The sequence below is a fragment of the Streptomyces sp. NPDC086554 genome, from assembly GCF_040686095.1.
Classification (GTDB): domain Bacteria; phylum Actinomycetota; class Actinomycetes; order Streptomycetales; family Streptomycetaceae; genus Streptomyces.
In genome coordinates this window covers 1-22,846 of record NZ_JBFBJK010000036.1, presented here as the reverse complement: position 1 = coordinate 22,846, position 22,846 = coordinate 1, and the positions used below count along the sequence as shown (strand labels likewise).

Annotated in this window: 15 protein-coding genes and 3 pseudogenes; 11 read left to right on the top strand and 7 right to left on the bottom strand. The window is 70.1% G+C overall.

What is annotated here, in order from left to right; genetic code table 11:
• Positions 1-101: 101 nt before the first annotated feature.
• The 8 genes and pseudogenes from AB0O76_RS39080 to AB0O76_RS39045 all read left to right on the top strand — a co-directional run bounded on the left by AB0O76_RS39080 (position 102) and on the right by AB0O76_RS39045 (position 7,597).
• Positions 102-2,102 (top strand): AfsR/SARP family transcriptional regulator, encoded by a 2,001-nt coding sequence (locus AB0O76_RS39080; protein ID WP_365501724.1) that lies wholly within the window; start codon positions 102-104, stop codon positions 2,100-2,102.
• 177 nt (positions 2,103-2,279) lie between these two features.
• The gene (locus AB0O76_RS39075) at positions 2,280-3,197 is read left to right on the top strand and encodes a DUF5829 family protein (protein ID WP_365501722.1); all 918 of its coding nucleotides are present in this window, start codon (positions 2,280-2,282) and stop codon (positions 3,195-3,197) included.
• 30 nt (positions 3,198-3,227) lie between these two features.
• Positions 3,228-3,593: pseudogene (locus AB0O76_RS39070) on the top strand (transcriptional regulator); the annotation flags it as partial.
• Positions 3,594-3,777: 184 nt separating this feature from the next.
• On the top strand, positions 3,778-4,137 hold the full coding sequence (locus AB0O76_RS39065) for a GNAT family N-acetyltransferase (protein ID WP_365501620.1): 360 nt from the start codon (positions 3,778-3,780) through the stop codon (positions 4,135-4,137).
• A gap of 55 nt (positions 4,138-4,192) precedes the next feature.
• Complete coding sequence (argG, locus tag AB0O76_RS39060; RefSeq protein ID WP_365501618.1) at positions 4,193-5,638, top strand: argininosuccinate synthase; 1,446 nt, start codon at positions 4,193-4,195, stop codon at positions 5,636-5,638.
• Positions 5,639-5,797: 159 nt separating this feature from the next.
• A pseudogene (locus AB0O76_RS39055) lies at positions 5,798-6,265 on the top strand (aminopeptidase); the annotation flags it as partial.
• A 187-nt stretch (positions 6,266-6,452) separates the two neighbouring features.
• On the top strand, positions 6,453-6,608 hold the full coding sequence (locus AB0O76_RS39050; RefSeq protein ID WP_365501720.1) for a hypothetical protein: 156 nt from the start codon (positions 6,453-6,455) through the stop codon (positions 6,606-6,608).
• 119 nt (positions 6,609-6,727) lie between these two features.
• Complete coding sequence (locus tag AB0O76_RS39045) at positions 6,728-7,597, top strand: glycoside hydrolase family 16 protein (protein ID WP_365501616.1); 870 nt, start codon at positions 6,728-6,730, stop codon at positions 7,595-7,597.
• Between the two features lie 52 nt (positions 7,598-7,649).
• Here the strand turns inward: AB0O76_RS39045 and AB0O76_RS39040 are convergent, their stop codons facing one another.
• The 3 genes from AB0O76_RS39040 to AB0O76_RS39030 are packed head-to-tail and all read right to left on the bottom strand — an operon-like array spanning position 7,650 to position 11,238.
• The gene (locus tag AB0O76_RS39040; RefSeq protein WP_365501614.1) at positions 7,650-8,549 is read right to left on the bottom strand and encodes a geranyl diphosphate 2-C-methyltransferase; all 900 of its coding nucleotides are present in this window, start codon (positions 8,547-8,549) and stop codon (positions 7,650-7,652) included.
• Between the two features lie 20 nt (positions 8,550-8,569).
• Positions 8,570-9,781 carry a family 2 encapsulin nanocompartment cargo protein terpene cyclase gene (locus AB0O76_RS39035; RefSeq protein ID WP_365501612.1) on the bottom strand — a complete coding sequence of 404 codons (1,212 nt, stop codon included), beginning with the start codon at positions 9,779-9,781 and terminating at the stop codon, positions 8,570-8,572.
• 44 nt (positions 9,782-9,825) lie between these two features.
• The gene (locus tag AB0O76_RS39030) at positions 9,826-11,238 is read right to left on the bottom strand and encodes a family 2B encapsulin nanocompartment shell protein (RefSeq protein ID WP_365501610.1); all 1,413 of its coding nucleotides are present in this window, start codon (positions 11,236-11,238) and stop codon (positions 9,826-9,828) included.
• Between the two features lie 466 nt (positions 11,239-11,704).
• Here AB0O76_RS39030 and AB0O76_RS39025 point away from each other — a divergent pair, with 466 nt between their 5' ends.
• Positions 11,705-13,078: an FAD-dependent monooxygenase gene (locus AB0O76_RS39025; RefSeq protein ID WP_365501608.1), complete on the top strand. Its 1,374-nt coding sequence runs from the start codon at positions 11,705-11,707 to the stop codon at positions 13,076-13,078.
• Here the strand turns inward: AB0O76_RS39025 and AB0O76_RS39020 are convergent.
• Positions 13,059-13,447 (bottom strand): annotated as a pseudogene (locus AB0O76_RS39020) (AraC family transcriptional regulator); the annotation flags it as partial. The gene AB0O76_RS39025 and the pseudogene AB0O76_RS39020 overlap by 20 nt on opposite strands.
• A gap of 233 nt (positions 13,448-13,680) precedes the next feature.
• Here AB0O76_RS39020 and AB0O76_RS39015 point away from each other — a divergent pair.
• Entirely contained in the window at positions 13,681-14,826 is a 1,146-nt protein-coding gene (locus AB0O76_RS39015; protein WP_365501606.1) for an endonuclease NucS domain-containing protein, read from the top strand.
• 22 nt (positions 14,827-14,848) lie between these two features.
• On the opposite strand, the gene AB0O76_RS39010 is transcribed toward AB0O76_RS39015, so the two are convergent.
• From AB0O76_RS39010 to AB0O76_RS39000, 3 genes are all read right to left on the bottom strand, one after another.
• A complete protein-coding gene (locus AB0O76_RS39010) occupies positions 14,849-17,260 on the bottom strand; it encodes a SpoIIE family protein phosphatase (protein WP_365501604.1) in 2,412 nt (803 codons plus the stop codon).
• Between the two features lie 102 nt (positions 17,261-17,362).
• Entirely contained in the window at positions 17,363-19,513 is a 2,151-nt protein-coding gene (gene glgX / locus AB0O76_RS39005) for a glycogen debranching protein GlgX (RefSeq protein ID WP_365501602.1), read from the bottom strand.
• Between the two features lie 38 nt (positions 19,514-19,551).
• Positions 19,552-20,121: a pep a2 gene (locus tag AB0O76_RS39000; RefSeq protein ID WP_365501600.1), complete on the bottom strand. Its 570-nt coding sequence runs from the start codon at positions 20,119-20,121 to the stop codon at positions 19,552-19,554.
• Between the two features lie 247 nt (positions 20,122-20,368).
• Here AB0O76_RS39000 and AB0O76_RS38995 point away from each other — a divergent pair, with 247 nt between their 5' ends.
• Positions 20,369-22,756: a maltotransferase domain-containing protein gene (locus AB0O76_RS38995; protein WP_365501718.1), complete on the top strand. Its 2,388-nt coding sequence runs from the start codon at positions 20,369-20,371 to the stop codon at positions 22,754-22,756.
• The last annotated feature ends 90 nt before the right edge of the window (positions 22,757-22,846 follow it).

Sequence of the window (22,846 nt, the reverse complement as noted above, 5' to 3'; positions counted from 1 at the left end):
CAAGCCTGCGGGGCCTCGATGAGCAGCCGATGAACGCGCTGTACGTTGAGGCCGGCGGGGCGGGGCGGCCAAGGTCGAGGGACGGAAGGGCGGGCGGCGACGTGCACGTGGACTTCGGGGTGCTCGGCCCCGTCGCTGCCTGGGACGAGGACGGTGTCGCCGTCCCGCTCAAAGGGCCCCGGCACCGGGCGGTCCTCGCGCGGCTCATCGTGGCCCGCCGGCGCGTCGTCCCGGTCGCACGCCTGGTGGAAGACCTGTGGGAGGAGCCCCCTGCGGACGCGGTCGGCACGATCAGGACGTTCGTCGCCGGTCTGCGCCGCTCGATCGAGCCGGACCGGCCGCCCCGGGCGCCGGCCCGCCTGCTCGTCACCGAGGGACCGGGCTACGCGCTGCGGGCCGCCCCCGACGACGTCGACGCCTGGCGGTTCGAGAGGGACGTCGGGTCCGGCGCCGACCTCCCGCAGGCGCGGCTCGTGGCCCGGCTCACCGACGCCCTCGCGACCTGGCGCGGTCCCGCCTACGCCGACTTCGCGGACGAGCCGTGGGCCCGCGCGGAGCGCTCCCGGCTCACCGAACTGCGCCTGCACGCCGTCGAGCGCCGCGCCGATGCCAAGATCGCCCTTGGCGCGGCCGCCGAGGCCGTGCCGGACCTCGACGCCCATGTCGCCGACCACCCGTGGCGCGAAGAAGCCTGGCACCTGCTCGCGACGGCCCTGTACCGGTCAGGACGCCAGGCCGACGCGCTGTCCGTGGTCCGCCGCGCACGGCAGCTGCTCGGCGAACACCTCGGCGTGGACCCAGGACCGCGGCTGCGCCGCCTCGAAGCGGACATGCTGCGCCAGGAGGACCATCTGGACCCGGGCCCCGGCGGGACGGCGGCCCAGGTGTGGGCCTCGGCGGCAGCGGCGTACGAGAACACGGTGCCCTTGCGGGCCCGGAACCGCCTGGAGTCCACGGCCGGCCTGATGCGCGACCTGGCGGTGACCGGAGGCGGCGGCCTCGAGGCCGCACGGCGTCACCGGGTCGCCGCCGTGGCCGCCGCGGAGCAACTGGGCGACCCGGAACTGACGGCGCGCGTCATCGGCATCTACGACGTGCCCGCGATCTGGACGCGGTCGGACGACCCCGAACAAGCCGCATGGCTGGTGGGTGCCGCCGAACGCACCCTGCGGCTCCTTCCGGCCGAGCGGCACGAAGCGGTACGCGGACGGCTGCTCGCCACGATCGCCGTCGAGTCCCGCGGCACGCTCCCCGGCGAGCAGAGCGCGTCGGGCACCCACGCGCGTGCCCTTCAGGCCGCCCGGCAGGCGGAGCGGATCGCACGGGACCTCAACGACGCGTCACTGCTCGCCTTCGCGTTGAACGGCGTGTTCATGCAGACGTTCCAGCGGGCGGGCCTCGCCGCACGGCGCGATGCGATCGGCGCCGAGGTGGTGTCCCTGTCCGCACACAACAACCTCGTGACCTACGAGGTGCTCGGCCACCTCATCCGCCTTCAGGCACGCTCGGCGCTCGCCGACTTCGCCGGGGCCGACCGGCACGCGGAGGCGGCGGACCGGCTCGCCGAGCGGCACGAACTGCCCCTCGTCGCCGTCTTCACGACGTGGTACCGGGCGCTGCGCACGTCCCTGACAGAGCCGCTGCCGACGGCGGAGTCCGCGTACGAAGCGGCCGCCGCGACCCTGGAAGGCGCGGGGATGCCGGGGCTGCGGGCCGGCCTGCTGCCGCTGGCCCGGCTGAGTCTGTACGTCCGCCACGACGCGACGTCCGAGATCGGCGCGATGGACCGGGAGCTCGACTGGGGCCCCTACGAACCCTGGGTGCGCCCGCTCCTGCTCGCGTCCCGCGGCGACGATGCGGGCGCCCGTACCGCGCTCCGGCACATCGCCGCACCTCCGCGCGACCTGCTGTTCGAGGCGCTCTGGTGCGTCGTGGCACGGGCCGCCGTCCTCGTGGGCGACCACGCGGTGATGCGCCGCGCCCGCACGCAGCTGGAGCCGGCATCCGCCGAACTGGCCGGTGCAGGCAGCGGGCTGATCAGCTGCGGTCCGGTCTCCCGGCACCTGGACGCGCTGACCTCGGCCGCCTCGTCGTACACGTAATCGCATGAAGGGCACAGGGTTTGGCGGGTGCGCGGCCCTGCACAGGGGCAAGGTGACCGGCAGGCGTCAGTTTTGCGACGTCCCCATCGAATCGACGGCGACCGCGACCGCGTCCGCCCTACGATCGCCCGCATGCTCCTTCAGCGCATGCCCCTTCACCGAATGCTGCGGACCGTCATGGTCTTTGCCGTGGCCCTCGCCGCCGCCTTCGTCGGAACGGTCGGGGGCGGCACGAGCACGGCGCGGGCCGAGGAGGGCAAGCCGTCGTCCGGGCGGCAGTTGCTCTTCTACAACCACGCCTACGGAGTGTTCGACCGGGAGACCGCTGATGCCGTCGAGCACTCCGCCTATCTGCGGGACTTCGCCGACTTCCAGGTCCGGACGACCACCGGATCCGACGGGCGGACCTGGACCGGGCGCTATCTGATGGGCCGCGAGACCTACCTCGAACTGTTCGGCGTCGGTGATCTGCCGGGCCAGGACGGCGCCCTCGGCTCCGCGGGGATGGGCGTTTCGACCGAACGGGCGGGCGACGGGGCGACGGTCATCGAGCGGCTGCGGGACCTTGGGGTGACCGAGCCGATCGAGTTCCAGCAGACGCGTGACTTCGGCGACGGCGTCCCGGTGCCGTGGTACGACGCGGTGCTGACCACGGACCGGTACGACTCCTTCGGGGCCTGGGGGATGGAGTACCGGCAGGAGTACTTCGCCGACCCGCGCAGCAAGACCGAACCGCCCGACTACCCCGGTGACGTGGGCCGCGAGCGCTATCTGCCCGACGACTATCGCGACCATGAGATGCGTGACGTCACCTCGGTCCGACTCGCCGCATCCGCGCGCGACGTGGACAACACGGTGCCGCTGCTGCGAGCCGGCGGGTTCGCCGTCCGTGAGGCGGGCGAAGGCGCCGTCGCGACGCGGGGCGGCGTCACGATCCGGCTCGACGCCGCGCCGCGCGATCAGGCGGGCCTGCGGCAGGTCACGTTCGCGCTCAACGGGCCCGTGGGGTCCCGGCACGAGGAGCGGATCGGCCGGTCGACCCTGGTCGTCGGCCCGGGGCTCGGCGCCGTGTGGAACTTCGACGCGCCGAAGTAGCCGCCTCGGGCACGGGAGAGGGGGCAGGTCGTGCTGCGGGTGTACTTCACGTCCGAGGACCTGGCGCGGGTGCGGGTCGCCTCTCTCGGACAGCTGCCGACTGCTGCCGCCCCTGCTGCCGCCGTACGGGAACTCGCCGGACTTCCTCACCCCCACCCACAGCGACTGTGACAACTCCCGGCCTTGACGGAGCCGTTGGCCGACGGCGACGGCGAGGCCCTGCGGAGACTGGGGGAGCGTTTGCACAGTCTCCTCGAAGGCGGCACGGACGGCCTGCCGGGCGGTCTCGGCCCTCAACTCCGCTGGAATCCACCGGTGTTGGGGGTCGACTACCCCGTGGACCATCAGCTGCGCCTGGACGGCCGTGGTCTCATCCTGCAGCCCTCGTTCTTCTGCCGGACCCAGATCTACTGGCTCTCCTTCGGCCGGCTCGCCACCTTGATCCCGCCGAAGGGTTACGCCGCCTGACCGTCGGGCCGCTAGGGTGCGGGCAATGTTCTGCGACAGCGTTGTCTGCGGGAGGCATCTTGAGTGACACGCTGCGGTCGACGAGACGTCCCGCGAGAACTGCGAGAACTTCGTGAGCCGCCCGGCCAAAGCGTCCGCCGCCCGCTTCGAGCGCGTCGCGGGGCCCCTGCCCGCGGGCCGCAGGGCCGTCGCCATGGTGGACCTCGCCGACCGGTCGGTGGGCCGCCTCGACTACCAGATCTGCCATCCGTGCCGGCTCGGATACATCGGCAACATCGCCGTCGCCGCGCACTGGCAGGGCCAGGGCCTCGGCCGCCACGCGCTGCACACGGCCCTGGCCGGCTGCGCGGACTACTCCTGGTCCACTTCGCGGCAGTCGTCGGAAGGGCGGCGCTTCTTCGCCGCCATAGAGGACGAGACGGAGACCGCCTTCCCGCCCAGTGGGGTGCGGTGCCCGCACATGGTGCCCTGAAGCGGGGCAGGACATCCGCTTTGCATGACCATGCGCGATGATGCATACTCTTCCCATGTCTAAGGTCCTCACCTCCCTTCCCGCCGGCGAGCGCGTCGGCATCGCCTTCTCGGGCGGCCTCGACACCTCGGTCGCGGTCGCGTGGATGCGCGACAAGGGCGCCGTCCCGTGCACCTACACCGCGAACATCGGCCAGTACGACGAGCCCGACATCGACTCCGTGCCCGGTCGTGCCAAGGCCTACGGTGCCGAGATCACTCGCCTCGTCGACTGCCGCGCGGCGCTGGTCGAGGAGGGCCTTGCCGCGCTCACCTGCGGGGCGTTCCACATCCGCTCGGGTGGCCGTGCGTACTTCAACACGACGCCGCTCGGCCGCGCCGTCACGGGCACGCTCCTGGTCCGGGCGATGCTCGAGGACAACGTGCAGATCTGGGGCGACGGCTCGACGTACAAGGGCAACGACATCGAGCGGTTCTACCGCTATGGCCTCCTCGCCAACCCGAACCTGCGGATCTACAAGCCCTGGCTCGACGCCGGCTTCGTGGCCGAGCTCGGCGGCCGCAAGGAGATGTCGGAGTGGCTGGTCGCCCACGACCTGCCTTACCGGGACAGCACGGAGAAGGCGTACTCCACGGACGCCAACATCTGGGGTGCCACACACGAGGCCAAGATCCTCGAGCACCTCGACACGGGCGTCGAGACCGTCGAGCCGATCATGGGCGTGAAGTTCTGGGACCCGTCGGTCGAGATCGCCACCGAGGACGTCACCATCGGCTTCGAGCAGGGCCGTCCGGTGACGATCAACGGCAAGGAGTTTGCCTCCGCCGTCGACCTGGTGATGGAGGCCAACGCCATCGGCGGCCGCCACGGCATGGGCATGTCGGACCAGATCGAGAACCGGATCATCGAGGCCAAGAGCCGCGGCATCTACGAGGCGCCCGGCATGGCCCTGCTGCACGCCGCGTACGAGCGCCTGGTCAACGCGATCCACAACGAGGACACCCTCGCCCAGTACCACAACGAGGGCCGGCGCCTCGGCCGTCTCATGTACGAGGGCCGCTGGCTCGACCCGCAGGCGCTGATGGTGCGCGAGTCGATCCAGCGCTGGGTCGGCACGGCCGTCACCGGCGAGGTCACGCTGCGGCTGCGGCGCGGCGAGGACTACTCGATCCTCGACACCACGGGCCCGGCGTTCAGCTACCACCCGGACAAGCTGTCGATGGAGCGCACCGAGGACTCCGCGTTCGGCCCGGTGGACCGGATCGGCCAGCTCACCATGCGCAACCTCGACATCGCCGACTCGCGCGCCAAGCTGGAGCAGTACGCGGGCCTCGGCCTGATCGGCACCGGCAGCCCCGCCATCGGTGCCGCCCAGGCGGCCGCGACCGGCCTGATCGGCGCCATGCCGGAGGGCGGCGCGGAAGCCATTGCATCGCGCGGCGAGGTCTCCGAGGACGACGCGATGCTGGACCGTGCCGCGATGGAGTCCGGCACGGACTGACCGGCCCCGCCGAGAGGAACCACCAGAAGGGCCGACCCGGCGCCGGGTCGGCCCTTTCTCATGCCGAGGCCGCGCCGCCCGTAGTCACCCCCCCGCACGGGGGAGGCCGCTCACCCGGCCAGGGGCCCGCGAGGCCACCCCGACGGCTTGACTCGCGGCATGAGAAACGTTCACCGCACCCGCCTCCGCATGGCCCTGGTCGAGCTCGTCGACGGCAACGAAATCGTCACCGAGCAGCGGTACTTCGACGCGTCCAGGCCGAAGCCTGTCGACTGGTCGAAGCTGGACATCCGGCAGGCCGCCGCCGACTACCACCGTCTGATCAAGGTGCTCCAGCCGCTCTACGACGGCCGGTGGATATCGACGGGCGGCAGCAAGGGCGGCATGGCATCGGTCTACCACCGGCGCTTCTACCCCCGGGACGTGGACTGCCGCGCCAGGCTGAAGGCCGTGCAGCGCGAGGTGTTGCTGCGGCGGGACGAGATGGTGGCCCGCTACACGACGTGGGCGGCCGAGGCAGGGCACACGTTCGGGATCATCGGCAGCGCCGACAAGGCGTACGAACTCGCCGTGCTGCGGGCCGCACCGATGTACTGGCAGTACGGCGACGCCAAGTGCACCGACGTCCCCGAGCCCACAGCCTCGACGCGGGAGCTGTACACCTGGCTCGACAGCCGGCCTCGCGAACCTCACGGACACCACGCTCAAGCCCCTGACGCCGTACTTCTACCAACTGGGCACCCAGCTCGGCTATCCGCAGTACAGCACCCGGCACGACGGGAGCCGACTCCTCTTCGTCTACGGCGAGAACGACGTGGCGACCGCCGAGTGCTTCCGGCTCGGGCAGGGCAGCCGCGACGTACACCTCTACGTCGCACCGGACACCAACCACCGGGCGCGCATCGCGTCGCTTTCCGAGAAGGACTCCGCCGACGCCACGGCCACCCTGCGGCGCTGGGCCGGGAGGTGAGTTCTTCCACGGCGACGCATGGGTATGGCGGGACGTCGCGCGCTCCGCGAGGATGACCCCTTTCCAGGAAGGGCATCGCGATGGGATCACACGCGGCGGCGAGACGAGGAAGGCCGGTCGTGCTCGCGGCGATCGGCGCCGCCCTGCTCGCCGCCCTGCTGTCCATCCCGAGCGCAGGGGGAGCACCACGCTCGGCCGACGCCTGCGCCGGCACCTCAGGCACCGAGCTGCCCAGTGGTGACTGCGGGCCGTTCTGGCAGGTCCTCGCCGAGGACTTCAACGGCGACCGGGTGCCGCTCGGCTCGTTCCGCGACTGCGACCATCACGCCGACACCTCCGCCGCGTACTGCGGCGGCCTCAAGGGCTCCTACCGCGACAACTGGTGGGCGTACCCGACCGGTTGGCGGGACACGGCGAACGACCGCGACCGCGACGTCGTCGGTGTCTACCACCCGGAGGACACCGTGAGCGTGGGCCCTGCGGAGAACGGCGACGGCCGCATGCGCATCCGGATGTGGCGGCCCGCCGACGGAGGGCCCGTGCACGCCGCTGCGGTCGTACCGCGTGCCGTCATGCAGATGAAGTACGGCAAGTACAGCGCCCGCATCAAGGTCACCGACCCGGCCCCCGGATACAAGTCGGCCTGGCTGCACTACGGCGGGGGCTGCGAGATGGACCACCCCGAGGGCAACTGGACGGGTTCCCTCACCGCCTTCCACCATCCCTGCGGCGGTGGCGAGCAGGGCTCCTTCCGAGGCGCCGACGACTGGACCGAGTGGCACACGGTGTCGACCGAATGGACCCCCGGACACGTCCGTTTCTTCGTCGACGGACGCGAGACGGGACACGACACCCGGGGCGTGCCCGACGACCCGCTGTCCTGGGTCCTGCAGAACGAGAGCGCCCTTGAAGGGCCGGGAGCGGCGCCCGGCAGCAGCGCGCAACTGGAGATCACCTGGGTCGCCGCGTACGCGTACGGCTGGAAGTGACATGGGGGTAGGGCCCGTTCCGTCGGGAACGGGCCCTACCGATCAGCCGATGTCAGACACGGTCGGCCGCGATGAGGAGGTACTGGAAGGACCCGTCCTTGTACGAGTTGATGAACGCGTCCTCGATTCCCGTGACCAGAGAGGACGTGGCCCGCAGCTCCCAGTACGGCAGGGTGTCGGGGGTGAGATCGACGACGGCCTGTGGGACGAGGCGGTTGTCGGCCATGGCGCGCAAGTACTCGCGGCGCGAGTGGATGTTGCACTCGAAGTGCGCGTTGATCTGGGAGACCCACTTGGAGGGCTGGCCGTAGCGGGGGTTCCAGCAGCCGGTGATGGTCACATAGCGGCCACCGACCTCGAGGATGCGGGAGTGTTCGGCGAAGAGGTCGTGCAGGTCGACGTACATGGTCGACTCGTTGTTCCACGAGGCCGCGGCCTGCCCGGTCTCGAAGGGCGTGTTGAGCATGTTGCAGACGCGGGCGCGTACGTGGTCCTGGATGCGGAGCTCGCGCGCACGCCTGTTGGCGAAGTCGGCCTGCTTGGCCGACAACGTGACCCCTTCGACCTTGCAGCCGAAGCGCTGGTGCGCCATCACCATCGAGCCGCCGCGGCCACAGCCGGCGTCCACCAGGGTGTCGTCACTCCCGATGTCGCCGAGGTGCCCGAGGAGGAACTCGGCCTGCGCCGACTCCAGTCGGTGGAGCTCGGCGATCAGCTTCTTCTCGCTCTCGCTGTCCTCGGCGTCACCGAGCGCGGCGTAGTCGACATCGCCGATGCCGTAGTGGTGGTGGTACAGACCGTCGACATCGCCGAGACGCAGATTCACGGGCCTGGCCTCCCCGTCCCAGTAGCGGGCGATGTCCCCCTGGTAGGGCGTCGCCGGGCCGGGGATGCGCAGAGGGGTGCCGGTGGAGGTGGCGGTGAGTTCGGTGCTGGTCACAGATGAGTCCATTTCTCTTGCCGGAACTTCTCTTACCAGAAGTCGGGCAGGCTGTAGCGGTAGGTGTTGGTCTGATGCCAGTAGTGGTTGCCGTCGAGCCAGGCGGCCACGCCCCGCAGGAAGCGCTGCACCGTCGGGACGGGGCAGGCGGCGGCCAGGGCCGCGGCTTCGGTCTCGAATTCGTGCATGAGGTCGTTGTGGACCTCGACCGCCTTCAGATAGGCGTCCTGGTCGGAGAGGCCCTCGCGTTCGGCGATCACGACCGGCAGGTTCAAGTGCACGCCCGGCGCGTCGAGTTCCTTGGTGTACGAGTACAGGTCGTTCACGATGGTCGTCGCGTTCCCCGCGAGAGCGATGACCTTCTGCATGGCGGGCTGTGCGTGCAGGTCCGTCGGCAGTTCGTAGCCGCCGACGGTGTCGGTGATGGTGGGGCAGGGGCGGAAGTTGTTGAACTGGCGCATCGCCAGGTACTCCCACACCTCGGGTACGTGGTCCAGCTGGGCCCAGGCGGCCTCGGCGAGGTAGCCCAGGTGCAGCCGTGCCATGTCGTGCCGGAACCGGTCGGCCTGCGCGGGGCTGCCCGCCTGGACGAAGTACTCCATGGCGGAGCTGTAGGCACGCCGGGGCGCGTCCGCGTGGAGCGACTTCGCCCACTGCGGCTGGTACTCCTGCGTCGTGTACAGGGGATCCAGGGCGGTGTGCGCGAGCAGAAGACGTTCGCCGAGACCGACGGGCGAGCCTCCGTGGTCCTCGCAGTAGCAGTCGTCCACCGCGTTCTCGGCCACCATCAGGCGAGTGGCGATCATCAGGTGGTCTACGGTGGGCGCGTCCGGATGGCAGGCGACCATGTAGCGGCCCACGGAGAAGCCGTCGAACTGCTCCTCCCAGTCATCGGGATACAGGGAAACCTCGTCGAGCGCCCAGGACTTGATCCTGCGGCTGACCTCCTCGACCCGCACCGGGTCGGGCTCGGGCACCGGGTGGAAGTAGAGCCCCGGGATCGGCGTGCCTTCCGCCGGAGCCACCGGTTCCGAAGCCGTCGGCGGTTCCGGAGGTGTCGGCGGCTCCTCCCGCAGCATCAGCCGCAGCCCCGCCGTGCCCAGGCCGCTGGGGCCGCGCAGGATCCGCTCCAGTCCGGCGCTCGGGGCAGGCGCCGCGGCTGCAGGGGCATCGCGGGGAGGCGGGCCGCCGGTGGCGGCCGTGATGTCGCGGGCGCGGGTCGCGGCGTCGGCGAGTACGTGCATCCATGGCTCCTTCGTGGGGTGGGCGGCCTCGCGGGCCGGGGCCGCTACCTGGGCCAGCGGGCGATCTGCACGTTCTCCATCACGCCGACCGCGTCCGGCACGAGGATGGCGGCGGAGTAGTAGGTGCTGACGAGGTAGGACGTGATGGCCTTCTCGTCGACGCCCATGAAGCGGACCGAAAGACCCGGTTCGTACTCGTCCGGCAGACCGGTCTGATGCAGTCCGATGACGCCCTGGTTCTCCTCGCCGGTACGCATACAGAGGATCGAGCTGGTCTTCTCCTTGGTGATCGGGATCTTGTTGCAGGGCAGGATCGGGACCCCGCGCCAGGCCGGGACCTGTTGGCCGCCGAGGTCGACATGGTCCGGATAGAGCCCGCGCGCGTTGAACTCACGCCCGATCGCGGCGATCGTCTTGGGGTGTGCGAGGAAGAACTTCGACCCGCGACGGCGGCAGAGCAGCTCGTCCATGTCGTCCGGTGTCGGCGGCCCCGAGTGCGTCTGGATGCGCTGCTTGAAGGCGGCGTTGTGGAGCAGGCCGAACTCCCGGTTGTTGACGAGCTCGTGCTCCTGGCGCTCGCGCAACGCCTCGATAGTGAGCCTGAGTTGCTCCTCGGTCTGGTTCATCGGCCCGTTGTAGAGGTCGGCGACCCTCGTGTGGATCCGCAGAATGGTCTGGGCGACCGAGAGTTCGTACTCGCGCGGCTTCAGTTCGTAGTCGGCGAACGCGCCCGGCAGCTCATGCTCGCCGGTGTGGCCGGCCGACATCGCGATCTCGGCCTCGCCGCGATGGTTCTGCCGACGGCGGGAGAGCGATGCGAACTCCGCGAGATGGTCCCGGAGGCTCGGCGCCGTGGCCACGACGGACGCGAAGTCGGCGCGTGACAGGGTCAGCAGGGTGCCCGAGGTCTCGGCGGTGGCGGTCTGCTCCCACCGGGCGTCCTCGTCGAGCAGGGCGTTCTCCCCGAACGGGTCGCCGTCGGCGAGTACGTCCAGGGCGACCTCGTCGCCGTACGGGCCGATGGAGGTCTGGCTGATGCGGCCGTGGGCGATCAGATGCAGTTGATCCGCGGGCGTCCCTCGCTCGACCAGTGTCTCGCCGATCCGGAAGTCGCGCTGGACGCACCGATCGGCGATGGCGGTCAGCACCTCCTCGTCGTCGAAGCCGCGCAGCAGGGCCAGTTCACCGAGTTCACGGGGGATCACCCGTACGTCGGAGCCGTCCTGGACGAACTCCACGGTGCCGTCGCCGACGGTGTAGGTCAGCCGGCGGTTCACCCTGTAGGCACCGCCCTTGGTCTCCACCCAGGGGAGCATCCGCAGCAGCCAGCGGGAGGTGATCTCCTGCATCTGCGGCGCGGACTTGGTCGTGGTGGCGAGGTTGCGGGCGGCCGCCGTGCCCAGGCTGGATTGCCGCGGCAGCTCCACTTGCGCTTCCGGGCTCGAGTCAACAGTCATCGGGCGAGCTCTCCTTGGTCAGGTGCGGTGGCGCACGTATGCGGACGTCACCGAGCAATAGGAGCGAAAAGGGGGTATACGAACGGGAATCCGGCCAGATCCAGAGGAACACTAACGGCCGCTTGGCGGCCCTGAGCAAGGAAAGTCGCCGACATTAACTCGATACGATGATCGAGCCCGCGCGATGTTTGCGCAGGTACCGGCGGCTTTCAGCCCCGATCGGCGGCGCGTTCCGGCGAGCGGTGGACGGCTTGCGCGATGCGGGGCCGACCGGTCGAGGGGTCGTCGAAGTGCCGTACATCCAGGCCGTCGTGGGCCATCGAGGCGCCCGCACACCGCCGCCATCGTCCGTATGCGCCGGGGCCGCCCTGCGTCACGGCGTCGGAAACGCGACACGGCTCCTCCGGGGCGGGGTACCGCTGGGGCGAAACTGCGATTAGTGCGGCTGAGAGGAACGGGACCGGTCATGACCAAGAACCAGCACAGCTCGTCGCCCGGCAACCGCTGGGAGCGTGCCGTCGTCGTCGGTGGCGGGTACGCCGGGCTCGTGACCGCTCGCGTCCTGGCCGATCACTTCAGCGAGGTGCTCGTCCTGGAGCGCGACCCGGTGCGGCCTGACACGGGGGTGCACCCCCACGTCCCGCAGGGTTTCCACGCGCACGCACTGCTCGCCCGGGGCGGCGACGCGCTGGAGGTCCTCTTTCCGGGGCTGCGGGCGGAGCTCGCGGAACTGGGTGCGCCCGTCCTCGACTACGGCGAGCGGATCAGCTTCCTGCTGCCGACCGGCTATGCGCCGACCGACCCGGTGGGCGTACCCATCCAGACCTTCACCCGCGACGAGCTCGAACGGCGGCTGCGGCAAAGGGTGTTGGCGCTCCCGGCGGTCCGAGTGCTCCCGGCGACCCGCTGCGAGACGGTGACGGCCAGTGCCCCCGGCCGCCTGGACCGGGTCCGATACCGCACCGACGACGCCGACGACACCACCGAAGTCGCGGCGGACTTGGTCGTTGACGCCTCGGGTCGCTCCACGTCCCTCGACCGGTGGCTCACCGACGCGCAGCTCCCGGCGTCCGCCAAGACCGTCATCAAAGCGAAGATCACCTACACCTCCGCCTGCTACGAACGCCCGCCGCAGGACCGGCAGGACTTCGACGTCGCCTACCAGATGGCCTTCGCGCCCGGCGTTCAGCGCGGCGGAGTGGTGCTTGCCGTGGAGCACCATCGCTGGATGTGCTCGCTGCTCGGCGTCGACGAGCACGTGCCGCCCACCGACGACGAGGGCTACCTCGACTTCGCCCAGAGCCTCGGCAACCCCCGCCTCGCCGAACAGATCAAGCGCGGCACCCGGCAAGGAGAGATCCACAGGTACACCAACCCCGGCAACGAGTGGCGCCTGCACCACAAGAACGCCCGCTGGCCCGAACGCCTGATCGCGGTCGGCGACTCGCTCTGCGTGTTCAACCCGGTGTACGGACAAGGGCTCACGGTCGCCGCCCTCGAAGCGGAGCTGCTCGGCCGACTGCTGCGCCGCCGCCGGGCCGACGCGTCCGGACTCGACGGCCTCAGCCGCGCCTACCAGCGCGCCGCTGCCCGCGTCATCCAGGTCCCCTGGACCATGGCCACCAGCTCAGACCTCATGTGGGCACCCGCCGGGCAACCGCTCTCCGCACGCTTCGCCCACTGGTACAACAAGCACGTCTTCGCCCTCGCAGTACACGACCCGGGCGTATGGGCACGGTTCGTACGAGTGCTGAACATGACGGCACCGCCCACGCTGCTGTTCCGTCCGGCCATGCTCGCCAAGGTGGCACGCCGCGCGCTCACGCGCCGCGCGAGCTGAGGCGGCGTACCGCGAACTCCCCGGCGCGGACCGCACGCATCGCGCGTTCGACCGTCTCCTCGTTCTCGCCGACCGGAGCCACGTAGCCGACGACGTCGCGCGCGGCGTCATCGCCGAGCGTTCGGGCGATCACCCACGTGGCGAGATACTGGGAGGCCAGGCAGCCGCCCGCCGTCGCGAAGGGTCCAGCGGCAGCCTGGAGATCAGCCGGTCGTCGGCAACCACGTCCCGCGTCTTCACGCCACTGCCGATCAGTACGACGTCGGCCTCGGTCACGAACTCCATCGGGCGCTGCCCAGTCGTCTCGACGCCGTTCATCGACGTGACCACCGGCGTCGGTGTCGTGATGAAGGCCTCCAAGCCGTCCTCGCTGCTGACCATCGGCGAACTTGCCCGGCGTACCGGGCTTTCCGTGCGGTACGCGCGGTGCTGGACAGGCAGGTGACGGTGCGCGATGTGGCCAGGGCGCATGCGCGGGAAGCTGGTCGGCGTTCGAATGGATGATCGCCGCGCTGCGAGCGGAAGATTAGCGACGTTCTGGTTGACTCCAGCCGGCAGGCTCGTGTGAGGTCGGCCTGGAACTGGAAGAGGGGGGAAGGGACATGTCGCTGGAGTTCGGGCTGTGGCGGGTGGACGGCAAACCGGTGCGGGTCGCGGCGCCGCAGATGCCGCTGGAGTCGAGGCTGGAGGAGCTGATCGAGGCCGATCCGGACATCCTGGGCAGACCGCTTCTCCTGATAGGCCGTCAAGTGCCTACTGACCACGGCAAGTTCATCGACCTCCTGGGCCTGGACGCCGAGGGCGGCCTGCACGTCCTGGAACTGAAGCGCGACCGCACGCCCAGGGACGTGGTCGCGCAGGTCCTCGACTACGGCTCCTGGATCCAGCACCTCACCAACGAGCAGGTACGCGACATCTACACGACGTTCGCGGCAGGCCGCGGGCTGCCCGCCGAACTGGACGAGGCATTCGCCCGCCGGTTCGGCGGCAGCACACCGGAGGCACTCAACGGCGCCCACACGCTGACGGTCGTGGCGAGCGAGATCGACCCGGCGACGGAACGGATCATCACCTACCTGGCGTCCGGCTACGAGGTGCCGATCAATGTGCTGTTCTTCCGCTACTTCGAAGACGAAGGCCGGTCCTATCTGGCGCGGACGTGGCTCAGAGAGGACATCGAGCCCTCGTCGGCGAGCGCCGGTCCGAAGGACCGCGGGAAACGGGAGCAGTGGAACGGGACGGACTGGTACGTGTCCTTCGGCGACCACGACCCCGGCGATCACGACTCCCGCGGCCGGAGCTGGGAGGACGCACTGCGGTACGGATTTGTCTCGGCGGGAGGCGGGGAGTGGTTCTCGCGCACCCTGCGTGCTCTGCCGCTCCAGGCGCGGGTGTTCACCCACATCCCCAAGTCCGGATACGTGGGCGTCGGTACCGTCTCCGGCGAGCCGCTGCCGTTCGAAGAAGCCGTGCTCGACGTCGACGGTGAGAGCCGGCGGATGACCGACCTGCCGCTGCGGGGCAGCTATCGCGACGACGACGCCGACGCGGTGGATGGAGCGGGCGCGGCGGACGGCGCGGGCGCAGAGGACCGCAGGGAGTGGGTCGTGCCCGTCACCTGGACCAAGGCCGTGCCGCGAGGTCAGGCGCTCTGGCGGACGGGGTTCTTCGCCAACCAGAACTCCGCCTGCAAACTGCGCGCACGCTTCACGATCGACGGGGTCTCCCGGCACTTCGGCATCGACTGACGCCCGCGCGGCCAAGGCCGCGTCAGGGCGGCGACGGGCCCGTCGCAGGAAAGGCCTGCTCGGTCCAGATGGTCTTGCCGGAGCGGGTGTAGCGCGTTCCCCACCTCTGGACGAGTTGGGCGACGATGAACAGGCCGCGGCCGCCTTCGTCGTCCTCGCCGCTGTGACGCAGGTGCGGTGAGGTGTGGCCCCTGTCCGCGACCTCGCACAGGAGGGTGCGGTCCCTGATGAGGCGTACTTGGATCGGCCCTTCGGCGTACCTGACCGCGTTGGTCACCAGCTCGCTGACGACGAGCTCGGTCGCGAACGACAGCTCCTCGAGGCCCCAGTGGTGCAGCTGCTGGGTGGCCAGGTCCCGGGCCTGGCCCGCGGCGACCGGTTCCGCGGGCAGCTCCCACTCGGTGACCTGCGAAGGGTCGAGTTCGCGGGTACGGACGAGCAGCAGCGCGGTGTCGTCGGCCGTCGAGCCGCCCGGCAGGAGTTCCGCCACGGCCCGGTCACACAGCTCTTCGAGCGACGCGTGCCGGTCGCCCAGTACACGTCCCAGGGTGTCGAGCCCATGATCGATGTCGCGGTTCCGGGCCTCGACCAGGCCGTCGGTGAAGAGCGCGAGCAGGCTGCCCACCGGCAGCTCGATCTCCATCGACTCGAACGGCAGGCCACCGAGGCCCAGCGGCGGACCTGCCGGCAGGTCCGGGAAGGACACCCGGCCGTCCGGGGCGACGACCGCAGGCGGCAGATGCCCGGCCCTGGCCATGACACAGCGCCGCGACACCGGGTCGTAGACCGCGTAGAGACAGGTCGCCCCCGTGGTCACATCGGCGTACGTGCTGTCGGGCATGCCCAGCTCGGCCCGCTGCTCCTCCGCCGACTGCGCCACCAGATCGTCGAGCCGCGAAAGCAGCTCGACGGGATCCAGGTCCATCTGGGCGAACGCGCGCACGGTCGTCCGCAGCCGCCCCATGGTGGCGGCCGCCTGCAGACCGTGGCCGACCACGTCCCCGACCACGAGTCCGACCCGGGTTCCGGACAGCGGGATGACATCGAACCAGTCACCGCCGACCCCCGTCACGTCGTCCGTGGGCAGGTAGCGGTAGGCCAGGTCGACCGCTGACTGCTCCGGCACGTGTTGCGGCAGCAACTGGCGCTGGAGGGCCAGCGATGCGGTGCGCTCACGGGTGAAGCGGCGGGCGTTGTCGATGGACACGGCCGTACGGGCGACCAGCTCGTCGGCGAGTGCCACTTCGCCGCTGTCGAAGGTGGCCCCGGTGCCGCGCATGAAGGTGACGAGTCCCAGCGTGCTGTTCCCGGCCCGCAGCGGCACGACCAGGACCGCTTCGTCGAGCACGAGCCCGCCCGATGAGAGGCTGCGGTCCTGCGGCGAACCGGACGGGTACTCCACGGGCGAGCGGTTCACGGGCGGAGGGGCAGGAGGCTGCAGCCCCGGCTCCTCCTGGCCCGCGTCTTCGGCCGAGCAGCGGGCGACCCGCACCAGAGACATCGCCGCCGAGCTGCTGGTGGCCGGCACCTCGCCCTCCAGTACCGCCCTCGCAAGGTCGACCGTGACCGTGCCGGCGAACTCCGGTACCGCCACCTCGGTGATCTTCTCGGCGGTGACCAGCACATCGAGGGCGGTTCCGACTCCGCGCCCCGCCTCGACGAGCAGGGCAAGCCGACGCTGGGCCTTGTAGCGATCGGAGATGTCGAATGCGTCCTCGCACACTCCGAAGACGTGTCCGTCGGCGTCCTGGAGCCGGTAGTAGGCGCAGGACCAGAGGTGGTCCGTTTCCGGGTCGCTGGGCGGCTTGCCCTCGAAGTGCAGGTCCAGAAAGGGTTCTCCGGTGTCCAGTACGTGACGCATGACCCCGTCGAGAGTGGGCGGATGCCCCCGGGTCACGAATCTTCCCTCGGAGTACAGCTCCTCGGGCCGAGAGCCCCGGTACTCGGCGAGCGGCTGGCCCATCTCTCGTTCGTACGCAGCGTTGCACCAGGTCAGGCGCAGGTCGGTGTCGTAGATGGCCAGGCCTACGGGGGACTGGGTGGCCAGTCCGTGCAGCAGGGACTGCCGGGCTTCCCACATCCGGAGAACCTGCAGCTCCGTCGCGACGAGTACGCGCACCGTCGTGTCGGCGCCCGCCAAGGGGCACACCGCGGTGGCGACGATCAGCTCACGCCCGTCACGGTGCCGCGCGACGCGGATCTCGTTTCCCCGGAAGCGGGGAGGGGGCGGGAGAACGGAAGCTGATGTGCCGGGTGGCAGGAGAGTGGCCAGGGGCCGGCCGAGGATCTCCTGCGGCTCGTAACCGAGGAGCCGCTCCGCCGCGGGGCTCCATCCGATGACCGTGTCCTGGGCGTCGACGACCGCCGTGGCCGCCCTGGTGACGTCGAGGGGACCACGAAAGTCGGAGCTCTGCTCCGCGTTCCATGCAGTCATCGCGCCACACCAGCCCCGTTCATTCCCTACAGAATCCGCCCTCCCCGGGGCAGGCACAACCGCTGTACGCCCCCCAGAGGAGGCGGTCGGCGGTGGAACGGTTCACCGGGAATCCCTGACCTGGTTGTGCGCGGATGGCCGAGGCGCCCCGACGGACCGGGACAGCAGCAGCAAGCTGTGCGCTCCTACGGCGATTTCGGTGTCCGCCTTGTGTTCGGTCTCGTCCGAATGGCCTCGCGGGTCCGAGGTGTCGATCCGTGTGGTCCAGCGTTCGCCGTAGGCGGTGTCCGGCAGATGGAAGACGATCGGCTCCCGGTAGCTGTTCAGGAGCAACAGGAAGGACGTGTCCACCACAGGTCTGCCGCACGCGTCGGGTTCTGTGATCGCGTCACCGTTGAGGAAGACGCCGATGGCGTGGGCGTCGGGCCGCTGCCAGTCCTGCCGCGTCATCTCGTGTGCGTCGGGCCTCAACCACACCAGGTCCGGGAGCGGTTGGCCCGCACGGGTCGCCGTGTCACCACGGAAGAAGCGGCGTCTTCGCAGCACCGGGTGCGCCGCCCGCAGCGCGATCGCCCGCCGGGTGAAGTCGAGCAGATCACGCTGGTCCTCGTCGAGATCCCAGTCGACCCAGGAGATCTCGCTGTCCTGGCAGTAGGCGTTGTTGTTGCCCAGTTGGCTGCGGCCCACCTCGTCGCCGTGGGCGATCATCGGAATCCCCTGCGACAGCAGGAGCGTGGCGAGGAAGTTGCGCTGCTGGCGCGCACGGAGTTCCAGGACACCCTCATCGGCCGTCGGCCCCTCGACGCCGCAGTTCCACGAGCGGTTCGCTTTCTCGCCGTCCCGGTTGTTCTCGCCGTTGCCCTCGTTGTGCTTGTCGTCGTACGAGACCAGATCACGCAGCGTGAAGCCGTCATGCGCGGTGACGAAGTTGACGCTTGCGCGCGGGCGGCGACGATCGTGCTGGTAGAGGTCGGAGGACCCGGTCAGCCGGGAGGCGAACTCGGCGAGCGAGTTGTCCTCGCCGCGCCAGAAGTCCCGTACCGCGTCACGGTACTTGCCGTTCCACTCCGACCAGAGAGGCGGGAAGTTGCCGACCTGGTAGCCGCCCTCGCCGACGTCCCAGGGTTCGGCGATGAGTTTGACGCGTCCGACCACCGGGTCCTGCTGGACCAGGTCGAAGAACGCGGACAGCCGGTCCACGTCGTGGAACTGCCGGGCGAGCGTGGCCGCCAGATCGAAACGGAACCCGTCCACGTGCATCTCGGTGACCCAGTAGCGCAGCGAGTCCATGACCAGTTGCAGGACGTTGGGGTGCCGCATCAGCAGGCTGTTGCCCGTGCCCGTGGTGTCGAAGTAGTGCGCTGGATCGCCTTCCGCCAGGCGGTAGTACGAGGCGTTGTCGATGCCGCGGAAGGCGAGGGTCGGGCCGTTCTCGTTGCCCTCCGCGGTGTGGTTGTAGACCACGTCCAGAATCACCTCGAGCCCGGCCGTGTGCAGCTTCTTGACCATCGACTTGAACTCGGTGACCTGCTCGCCGCGCGAGCTGTGCGCCGCGTAGGCGTTGTGGGGCGCGAAGAAGCCGATGGAGGTGTACCCCCAGTAGTTGGACAGGCCGCGGTCGCGCAGAAAGCCGTCCTGCACGTACTGGTGCACCGGCATCAGTTCGACGGCGGTCACCCCCAGCGAGAGGAGGTGGTCGATCACGGGCTCGGTCGCCAACCCCGCGTAGGTGCCCCGCAGTTCCTCGGGGACCCCGGGGTGCCGGCGGGTCAGACCTCGCACATGGGCCTCGTAGATCACGGTCTGGGCGTAGGGGCGCCTCGGCAGCACATCGCCCTCCCAGGGGAAGGAGGGGTCGGTCACCATCGAGAGCATCGTGTGTGCGGCGCTGTCGGCGGGTTCGGGACCCCGCGCCGCGTGCTCGTAGAGTGCCGCGTCGTTGTCCACCTGCCCCTCGAACGCCCTGGCGTAGGGGTCGAGGAGCAGCTTGGCGGGGTTGCACCGATGGCCGGCGGCGGGGTCCCAGGGGCCGTGCACCCGGTATCCGTAGCGCTGTCCCGGGCCGACACCCGGCAGGTAGCAGTGCCAGACGAAGCCGTCGACCTCCGTGATGGGGACGCTGTCGTGCGTGCCGTCTTCGTGGATGAGGACGATGTCGACACGGTCGGCGACCTCGCTGAACAGGGCGAAGTTCGTGCCTTCGCCGTCGTAGGTCGCGCCGAGCGGGAAGGGGCGTCCGATCCAGGTGCGCACGCGCTGCCTCCGTATGGATGAGCGTGGTCGTCGGTGTGTCAGGCGCGCAGCGCCCATCGACGCGGGAGGTCCGCGGCTTCCCCGGCGGCCACGGGCACGAGCTCGGGCTCGGCCTGCGCGGGTTCCCCCTCCGCCGGGGCCGCGAGTGCGGCGACGGGCAGCTCGCGCGGCGCCCGGCGCCCCGTGCGCAGCGTCGGCGCGGGCGGAGCGGGAGCCAGCGGGGCGCCGTCGGCGGACCGGGCACGGTGCGAGAACCAGATGATCTTGCCGTTGGTCGCCGGGCAGTTGCCCCAGCCGTCGCTCAGCGCGGCGATCTGCGCCAGGTAACCCTTCGGCCCGTAGTGCGGATGCGGAAGGTCGCGTTCGTTGTCGGACACGGCGGTGATGAGGTGCTGTCCGTTCCACCACATCTCGACGACGGTGTGCTTGTCCGTCGCATGCGTCTCGATCGCCTGCAGCAGCACGCCCGCGCAGTGGCTCACGGCTTCGACGAGAACCCCCAGGCCCCAGTGCCGGAGGTGCGCGGCAAGAATGCGCCTGACCTGCTCGACCGTCTGGGGGCTGATCTCCACCTCGAGGTGGTAGTAGCGGGGGACTGCGGTCTTCATCGCTCTTGACTCCTCTCAGCCGAAGCTTCCGACCGGTCGGCTCTTCGAGCCGCCGCCCCGAACACGAAGCGTGGGAGTTGATCGCTTCTGAGTCATTTCAGAGTGGGAGTACTGCTGCATTCGTGCAACACGAGCAGATCGTGCCGGTCGTTGAAGATCCAACAGGACGCTGCGCACACGTGCGTGCACTATGGGTCAGGAAATGCGCCGCGAGGCACTCCGGGAGCCCGAGAAGGTGACCAGCGTGATGCTGCTGCCTGACAAAGCCGAGGTCGCGCGGCACCTGAACCAGTACCGGTCCTGGGAACGGCTGTTGCTGGCCGGTCCCGCCGACCTCGGTGTGCGAAAGCACTTCGAGAACACCGCTTACACGCTGTGCGTCCTGATGGGAGAGCGCACGGCGCGGCTCGCCGCAGAGGCCGCCGAGCGCTACCTGGGCCTGCGGCCGTCACGTCGGCAACAGGCGGCCATCAGTCCATGGCCACCGGCCACACGTGGCCACGGCCCGTGCCCCGTGCACCGGGGCGTGGCAAAGGAGAGAGCGATGACCCGAGCTCCGCGGACGAGCCCCGCCGCGTCGATGGCCTCTGCTCCGTTGAAGAGCCCGGGTCCGGATCCGTCGACGGGCGTGGCTCCGGACCCGTCGACGAGCCAAGCTCCGGAAGAGACTCCTGTCTCCTGCACCCTGCCCATCCTGGATGTCACCCCGATGGTCGACTGCGGCCGCCGTCCCGCGAAGGCGGTCCCGGGGGAGGCCTTCCAGGTGACGGCCACCGTTTTCGGCGAGGGCGATGATCCGGTCGGTGCCGAGGTCGTGCTGATCGGCCCGGACGGCCGGGCCCGGTGGTGTGCCCCCATGCGCGAACTGGCCCCGGGCACCGACCGCTGGGGCGCGGTTGTGACACCGGACGCCGAGGGGCACTGGACGTACGCCGTGGAAGCCTGGGCGGATCCGGTGGCCGGATGGCGTCGCTCCGCGAAGATCAAGGTCCCGGCCGGCATCGACGCCGAAGTGACGCTCGAAGAGGGCGCGCTGTTGTACGAGCGGGCCGCGGGCGGAGTGCCGGACGGCGAGGAGCGTCAGGCACTCCTTGACGCCGCGGAGACTTTGCGGGACGAGCTGAGGTCGCCCGAGGCGCGCCTGGAGGCCACGCTCGCTCCACGGATGGACGAAGCGCTCTCGCGGCACCCGCTGCGTGAGCGCGTCACTCGCTCGCACGCATTGCCGCTGCTGGTGGAGCGGCAGCGGGCGCTCTTCGGGTCCTGGTACGAGTTCTTCCCGCGCTCCGAGGGTGCCGTCGTCCGCGAGGGTGCTCCGCCGGTCTCGGGGACCTTCCGGACGGCGGCCGAGCGGCTGCCCGCGATCGCGGAGATGGGCTTCGACGTCGTGTATCTGCCGCCCATCCACCCCATCGGGGCCACTTTCCGCAAGGGGCCGGACAATTCCCTTTCTCCCGGCCCGCACGACGTGGGCGTGCCCTGGGCGATCGGCTCCCCAGAGGGCGGGCACGACGCGGTCCATCCCGACCTCGGCACGCTCGACGACTTCGACGCCTTCGTACGCCGGGCCGCCGATCTGGGTCTCGAAGTCGCGCTGGACTTCGCGTTGCAGTGCTCTCCGGACCATCCCTGGGTGGAGAAGCATCCGGAGTGGTTCGCGCACCGCGCCGACGGCACGATCGCGTACGCGGAGAACCCGCCGAAGAAGTACCAGGACATCTATCCGCTGGCGTTCGACCGCGACCTGCCGGGTCTGGTCGCCGAGACCGTACGTCTGCTGCGGTTCTGGATGGACCACGGCGTGCGTATCTTCCGCGTCGACAACCCGCACACCAAACCCGTCGTCTTCTGGGAGGAGGTGATCGCCCGGATCAATGGCGCCGACCCGGACGTCATCTTCCTCGCCGAGGCCTTCACCCGCCCCGCGGTCATGCGGGCCCTGGCCCAGGCCGGTTTCCAGCAGTCCTACACGTACTTCACCTGGCGGAACACCAAGCAGGAACTGACCGATTGCCTGACCGATCTCAGCGTCGAGAGCGCCGCCTATCTGCGCCCCAACCTGTTCGCGAACACACCGGACATCCTTCCCGGATATCTCCAGGAGGGCGGTCGCCCGGCGTTCGAGGTGCGGGCGGTGCTTGCGGCGACCCTCTCGCCGAGCTGGGGCATCTACGCCGGGTACGAGCTGTGCGAGAACACCGCGGTCGGCGCGTGCAGCGAGGAGTACTTGCACTCGGAGAAGTACGAACTGCGCCCGCGCGACTGGGAGTCGGCCGAGCGTACCGGCCGTTCCATCGCGCCCCTCGTCACCACGCTCAACGGGATACGGCGACGCCACCGCGCCCTGCACTCGCTGAGGAACCTCCGTTTCCACCGGACCGACAACGACGCGCTCATCGCCTACAGCAAGCGCGATGGCCAGGACTTGGTTCTGGTGGTCGCCAACCTCGACCCTCATCAGCCCCAGGAGGCCACGGTCTCGTTGGACATGCCGGAACTCGGCCTCCACTGGCACGAGATCGTGCCGGTGCGCGACGAGCTCACCGGCGAGACCTATCACTGGGGCAGGGCCAACTATGTGCGTCTTGGCCCGGGCGGCGCGCACGTGCTGGTCGGGGTGGGGGCCACGTCATGATCGTCAATGAGCCCGTCCAGGACACCTTCGAGGACACTCCCGCGAAGGACCGCGACCCCGAGTGGTTCAAACGCGCCGTCTTCTACGAGG

Excerpts from the sequence above, each read along its gene's own strand:
- AB0O76_RS39075 (WP_365501722.1), top strand. The coding sequence starts at position 2,280 with ATGGTCTTTGCCGTGGCCCTCGCCGCCGCCTTCGTCGGAACGGTCGGG.
- argG (WP_365501618.1), top strand. The coding sequence starts at position 4,193 with ATGTCTAAGGTCCTCACCTCCCTTCCCGCCGGCGAGCGCGTCGGCATC.
- AB0O76_RS39040 (WP_365501614.1), bottom strand. The coding sequence starts at position 8,549 with ATGGACTCATCTGTGACCAGCACCGAACTCACCGCCACCTCCACCGGC.
- AB0O76_RS39035 (WP_365501612.1), bottom strand. The coding sequence starts at position 9,781 with ATGCACGTACTCGCCGACGCCGCGACCCGCGCCCGCGACATCACGGCC.
- AB0O76_RS39030 (WP_365501610.1), bottom strand. The coding sequence starts at position 11,238 with ATGACTGTTGACTCGAGCCCGGAAGCGCAAGTGGAGCTGCCGCGGCAA.
- AB0O76_RS39025 (WP_365501608.1), top strand. The coding sequence starts at position 11,705 with ATGACCAAGAACCAGCACAGCTCGTCGCCCGGCAACCGCTGGGAGCGT.
- AB0O76_RS39015 (WP_365501606.1), top strand. The coding sequence starts at position 13,681 with ATGTCGCTGGAGTTCGGGCTGTGGCGGGTGGACGGCAAACCGGTGCGG.
- AB0O76_RS39010 (WP_365501604.1), bottom strand. The coding sequence starts at position 17,260 with ATGACTGCATGGAACGCGGAGCAGAGCTCCGACTTTCGTGGTCCCCTC.
- AB0O76_RS39000 (WP_365501600.1), bottom strand. The coding sequence starts at position 20,121 with ATGAAGACCGCAGTCCCCCGCTACTACCACCTCGAGGTGGAGATCAGC.
- AB0O76_RS38995 (WP_365501718.1), top strand. The coding sequence starts at position 20,369 with ATGCTGCTGCCTGACAAAGCCGAGGTCGCGCGGCACCTGAACCAGTAC.